Source organism: Mesorhizobium sp. BH1-1-5, from assembly GCF_020165615.1.
In the GTDB taxonomy this organism is placed as follows: domain Bacteria; phylum Pseudomonadota; class Alphaproteobacteria; order Rhizobiales; family Rhizobiaceae; genus Mesorhizobium.
Genome location: NZ_JAIUIM010000010.1, coordinates 1 through 15,922, shown reverse-complemented (window position 1 = coordinate 15,922; position 15,922 = coordinate 1). Strand labels below are relative to the sequence as shown.

15 protein-coding genes are annotated in these 15,922 nt (G+C 63.2%); 5 read left to right on the top strand and 10 right to left on the bottom strand.

Annotated elements, in window-relative coordinates; translation table 11 throughout:
• Nucleotides 1–62 precede the first annotated feature (62 nt).
• Nucleotides 63–1,307, top strand: a complete 1,245-nt coding sequence (locus tag LB572_RS14950) for a multidrug effflux MFS transporter (RefSeq protein WP_140806144.1) — start codon at nt 63–65, stop codon at nt 1,305–1,307.
• Between the two features lie 7 nt (nt 1,308–1,314).
• Here the strand turns inward: LB572_RS14950 and LB572_RS14945 are convergent, their stop codons facing one another.
• The 4 genes from LB572_RS14945 to rpsD form a co-directional block, all read right to left on the bottom strand.
• Entirely contained in the window at nt 1,315–1,710 is a 396-nt protein-coding gene (locus tag LB572_RS14945; RefSeq protein WP_224668247.1) for a TonB C-terminal domain-containing protein, read from the bottom strand.
• 55 nt (nt 1,711–1,765) lie between these two features.
• Nucleotides 1,766–2,593 (bottom strand): inositol monophosphatase family protein, encoded by an 828-nt coding sequence (locus tag LB572_RS14940; RefSeq protein WP_224668246.1) that lies wholly within the window; start codon nt 2,591–2,593, stop codon nt 1,766–1,768.
• The gene (gene ttcA / locus LB572_RS14935) at nt 2,583–3,437 is read right to left on the bottom strand and encodes a tRNA 2-thiocytidine(32) synthetase TtcA (protein ID WP_224668245.1); all 855 of its coding nucleotides are present in this window, start codon (nt 3,435–3,437) and stop codon (nt 2,583–2,585) included. Before ttcA ends, LB572_RS14940 begins: the two co-directional genes overlap by 11 nt.
• 158 nt (nt 3,438–3,595) lie before the next feature.
• Complete coding sequence (gene rpsD / locus LB572_RS14930) at nt 3,596–4,213, bottom strand: 30S ribosomal protein S4 (RefSeq protein ID WP_140806136.1); 618 nt, start codon at nt 4,211–4,213, stop codon at nt 3,596–3,598.
• Nucleotides 4,214–4,564: 351 nt separating this feature from the next.
• Here rpsD and LB572_RS14925 point away from each other — a divergent pair, with 351 nt between their 5' ends.
• Nucleotides 4,565–4,768 carry a hypothetical protein gene (locus tag LB572_RS14925; RefSeq protein ID WP_140806134.1) on the top strand — a complete coding sequence of 68 codons (204 nt, stop codon included), beginning with the start codon at nt 4,565–4,567 and terminating at the stop codon, nt 4,766–4,768.
• 66 nt (nt 4,769–4,834) lie between these two features.
• Here the strand turns inward: LB572_RS14925 and LB572_RS14920 are convergent, their stop codons facing one another.
• A complete protein-coding gene (locus LB572_RS14920; RefSeq protein ID WP_140806132.1) occupies nt 4,835–5,017 on the bottom strand; it encodes a DUF3008 family protein in 183 nt (60 codons plus the stop codon).
• Between the two features lie 216 nt (nt 5,018–5,233).
• Here LB572_RS14920 and LB572_RS14915 point away from each other — a divergent pair, with 216 nt between their 5' ends.
• Nucleotides 5,234–6,619, top strand: a complete 1,386-nt coding sequence (locus LB572_RS14915) for an RNB domain-containing ribonuclease (protein ID WP_224668244.1) — start codon at nt 5,234–5,236, stop codon at nt 6,617–6,619.
• Here the strand turns inward: LB572_RS14915 and murI are convergent.
• The 3 genes from murI to LB572_RS14900 all read right to left on the bottom strand — a co-directional run bounded on the left by murI (nt 6,616) and on the right by LB572_RS14900 (nt 9,176).
• Entirely contained in the window at nt 6,616–7,416 is an 801-nt protein-coding gene (gene murI, locus LB572_RS14910; RefSeq protein WP_140806128.1) for a glutamate racemase, read from the bottom strand. The genes LB572_RS14915 and murI overlap by 4 nt on opposite strands.
• A 233-nt stretch (nt 7,417–7,649) precedes the next feature.
• Nucleotides 7,650–8,246, bottom strand: coding sequence for a hypothetical protein (locus tag LB572_RS14905; RefSeq protein WP_140806126.1), 597 nt, complete (start codon nt 8,244–8,246; stop codon nt 7,650–7,652).
• Nucleotides 8,247–8,327: 81 nt separating this feature from the next.
• Entirely contained in the window at nt 8,328–9,176 is an 849-nt protein-coding gene (locus tag LB572_RS14900; protein ID WP_224668243.1) for an RNA methyltransferase, read from the bottom strand.
• Between the two features lie 207 nt (nt 9,177–9,383).
• Here LB572_RS14900 and LB572_RS14895 point away from each other — a divergent pair, with 207 nt between their 5' ends.
• Together LB572_RS14895 and LB572_RS14890 are read left to right on the top strand one after the other, a co-directional pair.
• Nucleotides 9,384–10,595, top strand: a complete 1,212-nt coding sequence (locus LB572_RS14895; RefSeq protein WP_140803871.1) for an NADP-dependent isocitrate dehydrogenase — start codon at nt 9,384–9,386, stop codon at nt 10,593–10,595.
• Nucleotides 10,596–10,667: 72 nt separating this feature from the next.
• Complete coding sequence (locus tag LB572_RS14890; protein ID WP_140803869.1) at nt 10,668–11,294, top strand: glutathione S-transferase family protein; 627 nt, start codon at nt 10,668–10,670, stop codon at nt 11,292–11,294.
• A 67-nt stretch (nt 11,295–11,361) separates the two neighbouring features.
• Here the strand turns inward: LB572_RS14890 and alaS are convergent, their stop codons facing one another.
• Both alaS and recA read right to left on the bottom strand, forming a co-directional pair.
• On the bottom strand, nt 11,362–14,031 hold the full coding sequence (alaS, locus tag LB572_RS14885) for an alanine--tRNA ligase (RefSeq protein WP_224668242.1): 2,670 nt from the start codon (nt 14,029–14,031) through the stop codon (nt 11,362–11,364).
• A gap of 459 nt (nt 14,032–14,490) precedes the next feature.
• Nucleotides 14,491–15,588, bottom strand: a complete 1,098-nt coding sequence (gene recA / locus LB572_RS14880) for a recombinase RecA (protein ID WP_224668241.1) — start codon at nt 15,586–15,588, stop codon at nt 14,491–14,493.
• Nucleotides 15,589–15,922 lie beyond the last annotated feature (334 nt).

Genomic DNA, 15,922 nt, shown 5'->3' with positions numbered 1-15,922 from the left:
GATGAGACGAACCAGCGCGCCGGTCAGCCGGCGCTTGTTCGTTTGAAAGATCGGACTTTGCCGTGGACAAGCAGGTAGAAGCGTCGCAACGGGCAAGCAGCTTGCCTATTCCGCGCTGGGAATTCATTGCGCTATGCGCGGCGCTGATGGCGCTCAACTCCTTGGCCATCGACATCATGCTGCCGGCGCTGCAGCAGATCGGCGCCTCGCTCGGCGTCGAAAACGAAAACCACCGGCAATATGTCATCACTGCTTATATTCTTGGCTTCGGCACCGGGCAGCTCTTCTTCGGGCCGATCTCGGATCGGTTCGGCCGCCGCGCGCCGCTGGTCGCCGGCCTGATCATCTATGTCGCCGCGGTTGCCGCCGCCGCTGTGGCGCCCACCTTCGCCATCCTGCTCACCTGCCGTGTCGTGCAAGGCATCGGGGCCGCCGCGACCCGCGTCATCGCCGTCTCCATCGTGCGCGATACCTTCGAAGGTCGCCGCATGGCCGAGGTGATGTCGCTGATCTTCATGGTGTTCATGGCGATCCCGGTCGTCGCGCCCGGCATCGGCCAGTTCATCATGCTGTTCGCCACCTGGCACTGGATCTTCGTCACCATGGCCATCGGCGCGCTGATCGTTTCGGCATGGTCGCTGCTGCGCCTGCCGGAGACGCTGCATCCGGAATACCGCCGGCCGCTGACCGTCAATGCGGTCGTCGGGGGCTTCCGCATCGTGCTCACCAACCGTGTCGCGGTCTCCTATGCCTTTGCCAGCACCTTCATCTTCGGCGCCATGTTTGGCTTCATCAATTCGGCCCAGCAGATCTATCTCGATGTCTTCCATGTCGGCGAGCTGTTTCCGTTGATCTTCGCCGGCGTCGCCGGCGTGCTCGCCTTCTCGAACTTCCTCAACGCTCGGCTTGTCGGGCGGGTCGGCATGCGCCGCCTGTCGCAAAGCGCGCTGCTGCTGTTCCTCGCCATCAGCCTGATATGGCTCGTCGTCTCGCTGGAGATGCAAATGCCGCTCTGGCTGTTCATCACCTTCTTTGCCGGCGCTATGCTGCCGTTCGGCTGTCTCGGCGCCAATTTCAACGCGCTTGCCATGGAGCCGCTCGGCGAGCTCGCCGGCACCGCGTCGTCCATCCTCGGCTTCATGCAGACCTTTCTCGGCGGCATCCTCGGCACGCTGATCGGCCAGGCCTATAACGGCACGGTGACACCGCTGGCCGCGGGCTTCTGCAGCGTCTCGGTCGCGGCCTTGCTGATGATCCTTGTCGCCGAAGGCGGGCGGCTGTTCCAGCCGCACAACCCCCCGGTCTGAGAAGCGCTCAGGACTTGCGTTCCTGCGTCGCCGTGAAGCGCGGCGAAAGGATGCGACCTGCGATCGCGCCGCCCATGCTTTCGGTAAATGGCAATGGCAGGGCCTTGCCAAGGGCCTCGAGCACCGAAGCGACGAAAGCCCTGTTCAGCCTGTCGTCCGGCCCCAAATCGGAGAAGGTGGCGTGCGGCTTGCCGAAAAGCGTCCCGTCCCGGCGAAGCGAGAACCGTAAGGTCAGCGACATGCCGGTTGTACCGCGCGGCGGTTGCCAGCAGGCATAAATGGCGGCCGACATTTCCGCTATGGAGTTGACAGGATCGCGACCGCCGCAGGCGCGATCCTGCGCGCAGCTTGCGTTCACGGTGGCAGCCAAGGCAAAAGCAGCCACAGCGAACCGGAAGCTCATTGTCATCTTCGGCTACTCAAGGAAGGGCGGCCAAGCGGGGCCGGCGCAACCGATCCTATTCCGCCCAGAGCTCGCGACGCAACTCGTCCCAGCTTTGCTTGTCCGGCGCGACCAGCAGACCACCATCGACATGCGACGGCAGGTAGGCGCTGCCGTCGACGCGCGCGACATGGCCGCCGGCTTCCTGGTGGATCAGCGCGCCCGCCAGATGATCCCAGGGCATCAGCTTGTTGTAGAGCACGAAATGGGCGTAGCCGCTGGCTAAAAGCCGGTATTCATGCGCCGCGCAGCGATAGGCGAACTGCGACAGCGTCTTGGTCTGGTTGCGGGCAAGCCGCGAGCGTTCAGGCTCCGTGAGAAACTGCCAGGAAACGGCGCCGGTCATCTGCGACATCGGCACCGGCGCCGCGACGCGTACCTTCTCCAGCGCGCCATGCGCGTGGCGGATATGGCTGCCGGCGCCCTTGGTGCCGATCAGCCAGTCCTTGCCGACCGGGTCGTGGATGATGCCGGCGACGGTCTCGCCATTGACGACGACGCCGGCCATGACACCGAACAGCGGCACGCCGGAAGCGAAATTGAAAGTACCGTCGACCGGATCGATGACAAAGGCAAGCGCGGCATCGCCAAGGCCAGAAAGCAGCGCCGGATTATCGGAGCAGGCTTCCTCGCCGACCACCATGGCGTCGGGATAGCGCTCGCGCAGCCGGGCGGTGATCAGCCTCTCGGCGTTGACGTCCGCCTCGGTGACGAGGTCGGCGGCGGACGTCTTCTGGCGGACGTCGCCCTCGCCCAGCCGGCGGAAGCGCGGCATGATTTCGGCCTTTGCCGCGTCGGCGAGAAGTTCGGCCAGCCAGTCGATCGCTTTATCGTCAAATCGCATCGGAAATGTCTTGTCCTGGGTTCGTGCCGAGCCCCGCGAAGTCGAACAGCTTCCTGTCCAACAGATGCGAGGGCCGAACATTGGTCATGGCGCGGATCATCGTGTCCTTGCGGCCCGGCATGCGCTTCTCGATATCATCGAGCATCGCCTTCATGGCGTTGCGCTGAAGCCCTTCCTGGCTGCCGCAGAGGTCGCACGGGATGATCGGGAATTTCATCGCGTTGGCGAATTTTTCGAGATCCGCCTCCGCGCTGTAGGCGAGCGGCCGCAGCACCATGACGTCGCCCTCGTCATTGAGAAGCTTCGGCGGCATGGCGGCGAGACGCCCGCCGTGGAACAGGTTCATGAAGAAGGTCTCGAGGATGTCCTCGCGGTGGTGGCCGAGCACCAGCGCCGAACACCCCTCCTCGCGCGCGATCCGGTAGAGATGGCCGCGCCTGAGCCGCGAGCAGAGCGAGCAATAGGTGCTGCCCTCGGGCAGCTTGTCCGTCACCACCGAATAGGTGTCCTGGTATTCGATGCGGTGAGCGATGCCGTTGGCGTTGAGATAGTCTGGCAGGATGTGTTTTGGAAAATTCGGCTGGCCCTGGTCGAGATTGCAGGCGAGCAGTTCGACCGGCAGAAGCCCACGCCATTTGAGGTCGAGCAAAAGCGCCAGCAGGCCGTAGGAATCCTTGCCACCAGAAAGCGCCACCAGCCAGCGTTCGCCGAGCTTCACCATGGCGAAATCCTCGATCGCCTGGCGCGTCAGCCTGAGCAGCCGCTTGCGCAGCTTGTTGAACTCGACCGAGGACGGCACGTCGGCAAACAGCGGATGGAAGCCGCCTTCGGTATCGTCGCTCATCGGTTCCAGGGATTTCACGTCAAGCGATTTGGTATCTGGCAGCATATTCATGGCGCTGATGCCCATCGGTCCGGTTGCCGCCCGGCTTAACGGACGCGGCCGATAAAGAAAAGGCCGCCTCGATGGGCGGCCTTGATATTGCGGCTGATTGAGTTCGATCAGCGCGAGTAGAATTCGACGACTAGGTTCGGTTCCATCTGGACGGCGAACGGCACGTCCGACAGGCCCGGAACGCGAGCGAAGGTCGCAGTCATCTTGTTGTGGTCGGCTTCGATGTAGTCCGGCACGTCGCGCTCGGCGAGAGCGACCGATTCCAGCACGATCACGAGCTGCTTCGACTTCTCGCGCACCTCGATGAGGTCGCCCGGCTTGCAGCGATACGAACCGATGTTGGTGCGCTTGCCGTTGACGTTGACGTGGCCGTGGTTGACGAACTGACGGGCGGCGAAGATGGTCGGCACGAACTTGGCGCGATAGACGATCGCGTCGAGGCGCGACTCGAGCAGGCCGATCAGGTTCTCGGAGGTGTCGCCCTTGCGGCGGTCGGCCTCTTCATAGACCTTGCGGAACTGCTTTTCCGAAACGTCACCATAGTGACCCTTCAGCTTCTGCTTGGCGCGCAGCTGCAGGCCGAAGTCGGAAAGCTTGCCCTTGCGACGCTGGCCATGCTGGCCGGGGCCGTATTCACGCTTGTTGACCGGGGACTTCGGGCGGCCCCAGATGTTTTCGCCGAGACGGCGGTCGATCTTGTATTTCGCGGATTCGCGCTTGCTCATCGCATTCCCTTTCAAAACAATATACCCGGAACCCCATGGCTCCGGGCGAAGGAAACGCGCCCTCCTCTGGCCTCCGTTTTCGAGACCTGACAGGGTTTTCCACGCAAAGCGACGGAAGACCCACGGGACACGTCAAAAGAAACCACCGGGCGTCGCCACCCGGTGTTGCTGGGCCTGTTAAACACAGATTTAACCGCTGTCAAGCTTGTGGCTGGCCGCGCGGTCCGCAACCCTATAGCGTTTTATGCGTTGCTGGCGGCACGCCGACGGCATCGGGGGCGGAGTGCAGCGTCTTTGGATGCAAACGCCCTCACATGATGAAGGGACTGGAGCAGAGGAGTCCGAAATCCCATGAAGAAGTTCTTCCTTACCCTGACAGGCGCGGCGTTGCTGGCCGGCTCGATGGCGGTCATCACGCCGGAACCGGCCATGGCCAGGCATTGGAGCGGCCACAAGCAGGTTTGCCGCGTCGTGTGGAAGAAGAAGGTCGTATGGCGCCACGGCCACCGCCACGTCGTCCGCTACAAGACCAAGCACTGCTGGTGGCGCCGCTAAACCGGCGCCTGAGCCAATCCAGAAAGCCCGCGGCCAATACCGCGGGCTTTTTCATCCGATCGTGATTTATGACTTCTTTGCCGGCAAGGTCTTGCGCTTGGTCTCTGCGAACTCCTCGAGCTGCTTCTCGCTCATCGAGTCATACATTTCGCGCGAAGCACCCTTGAGCTCGCTCTTCTTGGTCTCGCCGCGCTTGGCGGAAAGGGCTGCGCCGGCGGCCTTTTGCTGGGCTTGCGATGTAGCGGGCATGGCGGTTTCTCCTTTGCTGGAGAGCAATTCCAGGAAAAGTGTGAAACGGCTTTCCGTTCGGAATTGCGTCAATTAGATAGAAGGAGAACGCCGCGCCTTCGCGGCAGTTCCAACGCTTGCAGCTCCAACCGCTGGCATCGGCAAGCCGGTCAGCCCTCCCAGGCGATTTTCGTTGACGATCTTCCCGCTTCCGGAACGCCAGTGTAGGACGTCGACATGAAATCGCTGACCGATCCCGCACAGGCGCTCTCCACCGGCCTCGCGAAAATCCGCACCGAGTTCCACGTGCCGGGTGGATTTCCGCCGGAGGTGACGGCCGCGGCGCAGGCGGCGGCAAAGCGTGTGCCCGCGCAGCATGCCGACCGCACGGCGATGCCCTTCGTCACGCTCGATCCGGCGAGCTCCACAGATCTCGACCAGGCCTTCTCGATCGAGGCCAGCGGCGGCGATCTCCTCCTGCATTATGCCATTGCCGACGTTGCCTGGTTCGTCGAGGACGGCGACGCGATTGATATCGAAGCCTGGTCGCGGGGTGAGACGCTTTATCTGCCGGACGGCAAGGCCGGGCTTTACCCGCCGGTGCTTGCCGAGGCTGCGGCGAGCCTGTTGCCCGACGGACCGCGCCCTGCAGTCGTCTTCACGGTCCGGGTCGCCGGGGACGGCGCGGTGAAGCTGGATGGCGCGGAGCGGGCAATCATCCAGAGCCGCGCGAAGCTCGCCTATGACAGCGTCACGGCCGCCGATGTTCCGGCCGGCTTCGCGGAACTGTCGCGGCGCATGGCGGCAAACGAAGAGCGGCGCGGCGCTTCGCGTGTCGATCCGCCCGAGCAGGCGGTGGAAAAGCTCGCCGACGGCACGTTCCACCTTTCGTTCCGGCCGCTGCTGCAATCCGAGCAGGACAATGCAGCACTTTCGCTGGCGGCCAATATAGCGATCGCCGATGCCATGCTGGCGCACAAGACCGGGCTGTTCCGGGTGATGTCGGGACCCGACGCTTCCAAGGTGCAAAGACTGCGCAGCGCCGCGCAGGCGCTCGGCGTTGCCTGGCCTGCCTCCACCAGCTTGCGCGACTATCAGCGCACGCTCGATCCCGCCGATCCGAAACAGGCGGCGCTGATGCTGGAAATCCGCCGCGCAGGCAATGGCGCGTCCTACCAGCCCTATCAGGAGGGCGTCGTGCCCTGGCATGAGGCGATGGCCGCGACCTACGCGCATGCCACCGCGCCACTCCGGCGGCTGGCCGACCGCTATGTCGTGCGCTGCGCGCTGGCAATCGCCAATGGCCAACCCGTGCCGCAGGCCGTCACCGATGCCTTCGCCAGATTGCCGAAGGTGATGGGGCGCGCGGACGCCCGCGCTTCGCAGATCAACCACGCCGCCATCGACCTTGCCGAGGCCGTCATGCTAAAGGGACATGAAGGAGAGACATTCAAGGCCGCCGTCACCGATATCGTCGACCATGGCGTGCGCGTGCAGCTTGCCGACATGCCTGTCGTCGCCAACGTCAAGGCTTCCGGGCTCAGGCAGGGCGACGATCTCGAGCTGAAGCTGGTCTCGGCCGATCCGGATCAGCGCAGCATAGTCTTCGAACCGGCCGTCTAGCGTGCGGTCAATCCAAAGCCCTGGATCAGCCGTCGCGTAGCGAAATCCACCTTGCCCGAGGTGAAGACGGCAAGATCGGGCTCGCTCTCGCCCGATGTCTCACCGACAGGTTCGAGCAGCGACATGGCGCGCCGCGCGATCGCCTCGGCCGGATCGATCCAGTCGACCGGCCAGGGGGCGGTCTTGCGCATGCGGTTGGCGAGAAACGGATAATGCGTGCAGGCGAGCACGACGATGTCGGTGCGGTTGCCGTCTCGTTCGATGAAGCAGGGCGCGATTTCGGCGCGCACGGCTTCCTCGTCGACGAAACCCTGGCGCATATAGATCTCGGCAAGTCCGGCCAGCCGGTCGCTGCCGACCAGGCGCACATGGCATTTTTGCGCCCATTTGCTGATAAGGTCGCGCGTGTACTGGCGCTTCACCGTGCCGGGCGTCGCCAGCACCGATACCAGACCGGAGCGGGTGCGTTCGGCGGCCGGCTTGATCGCCGGCACGGTGCCCACGAACGGATGGCCGGGGAATTTCTCGCGCAGCGCGTCGATCACCAGGGTCGATGCGGTGTTGCAGGCAATGACGGAGATCGCCGGCCGCAGCCGGTCGAGCAGCTTGGTGAACAGCGTAAGGATGTGATCCTTGAGCGCCGGTTCTTCCCAGGCGCCGTAAGGAAAAGCCGCGTCGTCGGCGACATAGACGAAGCGGCGGTCGGGCATCAGCACGCGCGCCTCGCGCAGCACGGTCAGCCCACCGACACCGGAATCGAACATCAGGATCGGGCGTTGGCTTGATCGATCGCTCATTGTCATCCGGCGGCCAGAGCAATTCCAGGAAAAGTGTGAAACGGTTTTCCGTCCGGAATTGCGTCAAACAAAGAGATAGCATCCGATCCGAGATTGGATCGACCGCGCTTCTATCGCGAATGATCGTGGTCTTGAAGAGGCGAATGCGAGCAGCTTTTGCGCAGCCGTCCGAGCATGATGCCGAAAAGTGTGAAGCGGTTTTCGGACGGCATCATGCTCCATCTAAGACACAATTATATCCCGCGCTTGCCGAAGCCGGCGGGGCGCGGCCTGCCGAAGGGCTGCGGCGCGGGCGGAACGCGGGCGGCCGAAGCGGCAGCCGCGGCGCGCGGAGCGGCCGGCGCGGCGGTGCGTGTCGGTGACGGAAGCGGACCGTCGAACTCGAAAACATCGGTCAATTCATCGATATTGCTGCCCGCGACGGGTTTCGCCCACAGGATCGTGCACCAGAGGCCGAATATCGAAAGCGCAAGCAGGTTCAGCCCGCCGGGAATGCTATCGGGATCGCCGAATTTGACGACCAGGAGCACGCCTGCCTGCAGAAGGGCGTAAACGGCGGAAAGGGCGATGTAGGCCCACAGAATCCAGCGGCGCCCATTGGCATCGCGGGTGCGGCGCGAGGCGATATTACCGCGCAGCGCGACAAAGATGAGCGAGGCGATGAGGACGGCGCCCGCCATGCCCTGCCGCGCCGGACCAGGCCCCGAATTGATCAGCCCTTCGAAACCAATCGTGCTGACAATGGAGGTAACGATCACCACGGTTTCGGCAACGGCAAGACCGAGAGAGTAAAGGAAAAAGCGCAGTCGACCAATATTGGACGTAAACATGTGCCACCCCCACTATTGCAGCAAGGATGAGGCACAACCGAATAAAAATCGGTTACTTCAAATGCTCACAGCTTATCGATCTTAACTTTCTTCGTCTTTGACACGACTGCGCGCACCGGCCGGCAATCGTCTTGGATCATCTCCGGGCGAGCCGTCGCCGCGCGGCATGGCCGGCGAGAACCGGTCGAGCGAGGAGATGATGCCGCGCAGGACCTTGAGCTCGGGCTCGGCGAAGCCCGCGCGCGTCAGCACGGCGCGCAGATTGTCGACCATCTTCGGCTTCTTTTCCTCAGGGCGGAAATAACCGCGCGCTTCCAGCGCATTCTCCAGATAGGCGAACAGGCTGTGCAACTGCTCCTTGGTCGCCGGCACCAGCTCCGGCCCGGAGAAATTGGTTTGGGTCTCGTCGGCGAGGCCGGACTTCATCCATTCATAGGACATCAAAAGCACCGCCTGGGCGATATTGAGCGAGGAAAAGCCGGGATCGACCGGAAAGGTGACGATCTCGTCGGCGAGCCCGACCTCGTCATTATAGAGGCCGAAGCGCTCACGGCCGAACAGGATGCCGGTGCGCTCGCCCGCCTCGACATGCGCCCTGAGCGCCCTGCCCGCTTCCACGGGACCGCGCACCGGCTTGAAGCCGTCGCGCTCGCGCGCCGTCGTGGCAAAGACGAAGTTCAGGTCGGCAACCGCGGAGGCCAGATCGTCGAAAACCCTGGTGACGTCGATGACGTGGTCGGCACGGCTGGCGGCCGCACGCGCCTTCTCGCTCGGCCAGCCGTCGCGCGGATTGACGAGCCTGAGCTCGGATAGGCCGAAATTCGCCATGGCGCGGGCGACCATGCCGATATTCTCGCCGAGCTGCGGCTCGACCAGGATGATCGCCGGTCCGGCGGAAGCGGTTTTGGTTGTATCTTCGGTGGCTGGCATGGCTGTGGGTAACCGGAGTTTGCGGCGTTTCGGCGTCCCCTGCCACATCCGGACCGGAAAATGAAGCATTCACAACAGCGGTACCCGTCCGCTCCGGCGCGGATCGCGGTTTGCGCGCTGAAAAAGCCTTTGATATACGCTCCGCATCCCGGCCGAAACCATGCGGGCAAGGCCGTCCAGATCCCCCAGCAACGAGGCATTCTTTCCATGGCGAAGATCAAGGTGGCGAACCCGGTCGTCGAGCTCGACGGCGACGAGATGACCCGCATCATCTGGCAGTTCATCAAGGACAAGCTGATCCACCCCTATCTCGACTTGAAGCTTGAATATTACGACCTCGGCATCGAGCACCGCGACGCCACCAACGACCAGGTGACGATCGACTCGGCCAATGCCATCAAGAAATACGGCGTCGGCGTGAAATGCGCGACGATCACCCCCGACGAGGCGCGCGTCGAGGAGTTCAAGCTGAAGAAGATGTGGAAGTCGCCCAACGGCACCATCCGCAACATCCTCGGCGGCACCATCTTCCGCGAGCCGATCATCATGAAGAACGTGCCGCGCCTGGTGCCGGGCTGGACCAAGCCGATCATCGTCGGACGCCATGCCTTCGGCGACCAGTACCGCGCCACCGACTTCCGCTTCCCCGGCAAGGGCAAGCTGACGATCAAGTTCGTCGGCGAGGACGGCCAGGTGATCGAGCATGACGTCTATGACGCGCCGGGCGCCGGCGTTGCCATGGCGATGTACAATCTCGACGAGTCGATCCGCGAGTTCGCCCGCGCCTCGCTGAACTACGGCCTGCTGCGTAACTATCCGGTCTATCTGTCGACCAAGAATACCATTCTCAAGGCCTATGACGGCCGCTTCAAGGACATCTTCCAGGAAGTCTACGAGAAGGAGTTCGAGGCCGAGTTCAAGGCGCGCAAGCTCTGGTACGAGCACCGCCTGATCGACGACATGGTCGCCTCCAGCCTGAAATGGTCGGGCGGCTATGTCTGGGCCTGCAAGAACTATGACGGCGACGTGCAGTCCGACACCGTGGCCCAAGGCTTCGGCTCGCTCGGCCTGATGACCTCGGTGCTGATGACGCCGGACGGCAAGACAGTGGAAGCGGAAGCCGCGCATGGCACCGTGACCCGCCACTATCGCCAGCACCAGAAGGGCGAGGAAACTTCGACCAATTCGATCGCCTCGATCTTCGCCTGGACGCGCGGCCTCGCCCACCGCGCCAAGCTCGACGACAATGCCGAGCTGAAGCGCTTTGCCGAAACGCTGGAGAAGGTCTGCATCCAGACAGTCGAATCGGGCTTCATGACCAAGGACCTGTCGCTGCTGATCGGCCCCGACCAGCCCTGGCTCTCGACCACCGGCTTCCTCGACAAGATCGACGAGAATTTGCAGAAGGCCATGGGGTAATCAAATCCCGATAATGTCGAAGGCTCCGGAAGGAGCCTTCGTTTTTTCTGGGATAAGCAACGAGCGAAAGTGATGGCCAAGCCTATCCTCTACGGCGCGGACTACAGCGTCTATGTGCGCATCGCGCGGATGACTTTGGCGGAAAAGGGTGTCGGCTACGAGCTGGTGCCGCTCGACATCTTCGCCGCCGAGGGCATTCCGGCCTGGTATCTGGAGCTTCACCCTTTCGGCCGCATCCCGGCCTTCGAGCATGACGGCTTTCATCTGTTCGAGACCGGCGCTATCGCGCGCTATGTCGACGAAGCCTTCGACGGTCCGGCCCTGCAGCCCGCCGACGTGCGCGGCCGCGCCAGGATGGGCCAGATCATCGGCATGCTCGACGCCTATGGCTATCGCGCCATGGTCTGGGACGTCGCCGTCGAGCGGCTGGAAAAGACCCCGCCGGACGAGGCGCTGATCGCCGGCGGGCTCCGCCAGGCCGAGACGGTGCTAAAGGTTTTGGCATCGCTGAAGGCAAAGGGGCCCTGGCTGTTCGGCGACCAGCTGACGCTGGCTGACCTGCATGCGGCGCCGATCATTGCCTATTTCGTCAAGGTCGCGGAAGGACGCGACCTGTTGGCGCGGTTCGTGGAGATGCGCGATTGGTATCAGCGCGTCGCGGCGCGGCAGAGCTTTGCCAAGACCGAAAAGGTAAGCTGACATTATTGAAAAGACCGCGGGACAGCGCCCCGCTGCCCCGCCGACGTTTCGATAATTAGCCCGCAGCCTACGCCGCCTCCAGCGCCGCCTTAACCGCGGCGATCGCATCATTGGCCTTGGAGGCATCCGGGCCTCCGGCCTGGGCCATATCGGGACGTCCGCCGCCGCCTTGCCCGCCGAGCGCGGCGGACGCCACGCGCACCAGATCGACGGCGCTGAAACGAGCGATCAGGTCGTCGGTGACGCCGACGACCACGCTTGCCTTGTTATCCTCACCGGCGCCGACAAAGACCACCACGCCGGAGCCGAGCGTCTTCTTGCCGGCATCGGCAAGCGGCTTCAGGTCCTTCGGCGCCACGCCGGTGACCGCCTTGCCAAGGAAGCCGACGCCGGCGACGGTCTCGTTGGGGGCCGGCGCATCGGCAACGTCCGAGCCGCCGCCCAGCGCCAGTTTCTTGCGCGCTTCCGTGAGCTCCTTTTCGAGCTTCTTGCGCTCTTCGAGCAGCGTCTCGACCCGCGCCGGCACGTCGGCAGGCGAGATCTTGAGGGTCGCCGCCGCGGCTTTCAGTCGCTTGTCCTGCTCGTCGAGATGCTTGCGCGCAGCCTCGCCGGTCAGCGCCTCGATGCGGCGCACACCCGCCGCCACCGCGCTGTCCGAAAGGATGCGCACCAGACCGATATCGCCGGTCGACCTCACATGCGTGCCGCCGCAAAGCTCGACGGAATAAGGACGATTGGCCTTGGCGCCGTGCAGGCCGGTGCCCATCGACACGACGCGCACCTCGTCGCCGTATTTCTCGCCGAACAGCGCCATGGCGCCCTCGGCGATGGCATCGTCGACCGACATCAGGCGCGTCGACACCGGGCTGTTCTGCACGACGATCTCGTTGGCCATCCGCTCGACCACCTCGAGCTCATCGGCCGAGATCGGCTTGTTGTGCGAGATGTCGAAGCGCAACCGGTCCGGCGCGACCAGCGAGCCCTTCTGCGCGACATGGGTGCCAAGCACCTCGCGCAGCGCCTCGTGGATGAGATGCGTGGCGGAATGGTTGGCGCGCAGCTTCAAGCGGCGCGCGTGGTCGACCTTGAGCTCGACCGCAGCGCCCGTCTTCACCGTGCCTTTGGCTACCTTGCCGAGATGCACGAACAGACCGTCGGCCTTCTTCTGCGTATCGGAAATCTCGATCGAGAAGCCTTCGCCGGAGATCACGCCGGTATCGCCCATCTGGCCGCCGGATTCGCCGTAGAACGGCGTCTGGTTGACGACCACGGCGATCGCATCGCCCTGGCTCGCACTGTCGATGGCCTTGCCGTCCTTGACCAGCGCCTGGACGATGCCTTCCGCCTGCTCGGTCTCATAGCCGAGGAACTCGGTGGCACCCGTCTTTTCACGCACCGAGAACCACACGGTTTCGGTCGCGGCTTCGCCCGAGCCCGCCCAGTGCGCGCGCGCCTCGGCCTTCTGCCGCTCCATCGCGTCGGTGAAGCCGGCGATGTCGACCGAAATGCTGCGCTGGCGCAGCGCATCCTGCGTCAGGTCGAGCGGGAAGCCGTAAGTGTCGTAGAGCTTGAAGGCCGTCTCGCCGTCCAGCATGTCGCCGGCATGCAGCGTTTCGGTGGCGTCCGAAAGCAGGCCGAGGCCACGCACCAGTGTCTTGCGGAAGCGCGTTTCCTCGAGCTTCAGCGTTTCGGTGATCAACGCTTCGCCGCGCACCAGCTCGGGATAGGCCTGGCCCATCTCGCGGACCAGCGCCGGCACCAGCTGCCACATCAACGGCTCCTTGGCGCCAAGCAGCTGCGCATGGCGCATGGCGCGGCGCATGATGCGGCGCAGCACATAGCCGCGGCCTTCATTGGACGGCAGCACGCCATCGGCCACCAGGAAGGAGGACGAGCGCAGATGATCCGCGATCACGCGATACGACGCGACATTCTCCTGGTCCGGACCCTGGCCGAGCGCGGAGGACGCGGCATCGATCAGATGCCTGAACAGGTCGGTCTCGAAGACGCTTTCGACGCCTTGCAGGATCGAGGCCATGCGCTCCAGGCCCATCCCGGTGTCGATCGAGGGACGCGGCAGGTCGATGCGTTCTTCCTTCGTCACCTGCTCATACTGCATGAACACCAGGTTCCAGAATTCCAGGAACCGGTCGCCGTCCTCTTCCGGGCTGCCGGGCGGGCCGCCCCAGATATGCTCGCCGCGGTCGATGAAGATTTCCGAGCACGGACCGCACGGACCGGTGTCGCCCATTGCCCAGAAATTGTCCGAGGTCGGGATACGGATGATGCGGTCGTCCGAGAAGCCGGCGATCTTCTTCCAATAAGTCGCCGCCTCGTCGTCGGTGTGATAGACGGTGACGAGCAGCTTGTCCTTCTTGAGGCCAAAACCTTTGGTGATCAGGTTCCAGGCAAGCTCGATCGCGCGCTCCTTGAAATAGTCGCCGAACGAGAAATTGCCGAGCATCTCGAAGAAGGTGAGGTGGCGCGCGGTGTAGCCGACATTGTCGAGGTCGTTGTGCTTGCCGCCGGCGCGCACGCTCTTCTGCGCGGTAGACGCCCGCGAATAAGGACGCTTCTCCAGCCCGGTGAAGACGTTCTTGAATTGCACCATGCCGGCGTTGGTGAACATCAGCGTCGGATCGTTGCGCGGCACCAGCGGGCTGGAGGCGACGATCTCGTGACCCTCCTTGCGGAAGTAGTCGAGGAATGTCGACCGGATGTCGTTCACGCCACTCATTGCATACTGCCTTTTTCGCAAGAACTGCCGGCGCTGCCGGCGGCTGATGGGCTTTCATGTTTCAGAAGATAGATGGGCCTTTTAGCGATAGCTCTTGAGCCTGTCCAGAAACACGGAGTTAAAGCATGTCTCCCGAAAGTGGGAACCGGTTTCGGGATAAAGACATGCGTAAAATCAAAAACCTAATGCATGTCGCCCAGAAGTGCGCAGCGGTTCTGGGACAACGACATGCATCAAAACAAAGGCTTAAAGCGCATGGAGCGAATCTGAAAGATCGCGACGCGCTTTAGGCCAATCAGCCGGCGAGCGGCGGCTCAACACCGCCCACAAACGCAAAACCGCCGGCACGAGGGCCGGCGGTTCGGGTACGCAATACTAGAACTCAATTACATAACTAGAACTCAATTACATAAGCATATGCGGATATAACAAGATTATGGCCAAACTCCGGCCGTCGCCTCACACGGCGCCGGCTTCGTCCTCGAAACCGTCCTCTCCGCCTTCGGAGCCGCCATTCTCGAGGAATTTCTCGGCGATCAGTCCGGCATTCTGCCTGAGCGCCATCTCGATCTCGCGCGCCGTGTCGGGATTGTCGCGCAGGAACAGCTTGGCGTTCTCGCGACCCTGGCCGAGGCGCTGCGAATTATAGGAGAACCAGGCGCCCGATTTCTCGACCACGCCCGCCTTGACCCCGAGATCGACGAGCTCGCCGGTCTTGGACACGCCCTCGCCATACATGATGTCGAACTCGACCACCTTGAAGGGCGGGGCCAGCTTGTTTTTGACCACCTTGACGCGGGTCTGGTTGCCGACGACCTCGTCGCGGTCCTTGACCGAGCCGATGCGGCGGATGTCGAGGCGCACCGAGGCATAGAATTTCAGCGCGTTGCCGCCCGTGGTCGTCTCGGGCGAGCCGAACATGACGCCGATCTTCATGCGGATCTGGTTGATGAAGATGACCATGGTGTTGGAACGCGAGATCGAGGCGGTCAGCTTGCGCAGCGCCTGGCTCATCAAACGAGCCTGGAGGCCGGGCAGCGCATCGCCCATCTCGCCTTCGATTTCGGCGCGCGGCGTGAGTGCCGCGACCGAGTCGATGACCAGCACGTCGATGGCGCCCGAACGCACCAGCGTGTCGCAGATTTCCAGCGCCTGCTCGCCAGTATCGGGCTGCGAGATCAGGAGGTTTTCCAGGTCGACGCCGAGCTTGCGGGCATAGACCGGATCAAGCGCGTGCTCGGCATCGACGAAGGCGCAGATGCCGCCCTTCTTCTGGGCTTCCGCGACCGTGTGCAGCGCCAGCGTGGTCTTGCCCGAGCTTTCCGGCCCGTAGATCTCGACGATGCGGCCGCGCGGCAGGCCGCCGACGCCGAGCGCTATATCGAGGCCGAGCGAGCCGGTCGGTACGGTTTCGATCTCGACCGCCTGCTCGTTGGCGCCGAGCCGCATGATCGAGCCCTTGCCGAAAGCGCGCTCGATCTGCGACAGCGCCGCGTCCAGAGCCTTTGATTTGTCCACTGCCTTATCCTCTACAAGCCGCAAAGAATTCTGAGCCATGATACATCACCCCTTGGTCGTCAATGAAGGCCGGACAATCCGTGATCCCTGCCGTTTTTGTACCTTTTTTGTTCTCATTTGACAAGGGGCAACAACCATCTGAAAAATAATCAATATCTGGGTTTGTTCTATTTTTGTCTTACCAGCGCTGGTACAAACCAGACCCACTGGTCCAGGAGAGATTTCGGTATCCGGCCGTCCGAATCGCGACCCGATTGCACGGCGACGTGAGGAACCTAGAGCAATTCCAGAAAGGGTGTGTAGCGGTTTTCCGTCCGGAATTGCGTAAAAACAAGGAGATGTGGCGGTTCGGCGTTTCCGCAAAACGCCGAAC

Excerpts from the sequence above, each read along its gene's own strand:
- ttcA (WP_224668245.1), bottom strand. The coding sequence starts at position 3,437 with ATGAGCGACGATACCGAAGGCGGCTTCCATCCGCTGTTTGCCGACGTG.
- rpsD (WP_140806136.1), bottom strand. The coding sequence starts at position 4,213 with ATGAGCAAGCGCGAATCCGCGAAATACAAGATCGACCGCCGTCTCGGC.
- recA (WP_224668241.1), bottom strand. The coding sequence starts at position 15,588 with ATGGCTCAGAATTCTTTGCGGCTTGTAGAGGATAAGGCAGTGGACAAA.
- LB572_RS14895 (WP_140803871.1), top strand. The coding sequence starts at position 9,384 with ATGGCGAAGATCAAGGTGGCGAACCCGGTCGTCGAGCTCGACGGCGAC.
- LB572_RS14945 (WP_224668247.1), bottom strand. The coding sequence starts at position 1,710 with ATGAGCTTCCGGTTCGCTGTGGCTGCTTTTGCCTTGGCTGCCACCGTG.
- LB572_RS14900 (WP_224668243.1), bottom strand. The coding sequence starts at position 9,176 with ATGCCAGCCACCGAAGATACAACCAAAACCGCTTCCGCCGGACCGGCG.
- LB572_RS14920 (WP_140806132.1), bottom strand. The coding sequence starts at position 5,017 with ATGCCCGCTACATCGCAAGCCCAGCAAAAGGCCGCCGGCGCAGCCCTT.
- LB572_RS14890 (WP_140803869.1), top strand. The coding sequence starts at position 10,668 with ATGGCCAAGCCTATCCTCTACGGCGCGGACTACAGCGTCTATGTGCGC.
- LB572_RS14905 (WP_140806126.1), bottom strand. The coding sequence starts at position 8,246 with ATGTTTACGTCCAATATTGGTCGACTGCGCTTTTTCCTTTACTCTCTC.
- alaS (WP_224668242.1), bottom strand. The coding sequence starts at position 14,031 with ATGAGTGGCGTGAACGACATCCGGTCGACATTCCTCGACTACTTCCGC.
- LB572_RS14915 (WP_224668244.1), top strand. The coding sequence starts at position 5,234 with ATGAAATCGCTGACCGATCCCGCACAGGCGCTCTCCACCGGCCTCGCG.
- murI (WP_140806128.1), bottom strand. The coding sequence starts at position 7,416 with ATGAGCGATCGATCAAGCCAACGCCCGATCCTGATGTTCGATTCCGGT.
- LB572_RS14940 (WP_224668246.1), bottom strand. The coding sequence starts at position 2,593 with ATGCGATTTGACGATAAAGCGATCGACTGGCTGGCCGAACTTCTCGCC.
- LB572_RS14925 (WP_140806134.1), top strand. The coding sequence starts at position 4,565 with ATGAAGAAGTTCTTCCTTACCCTGACAGGCGCGGCGTTGCTGGCCGGC.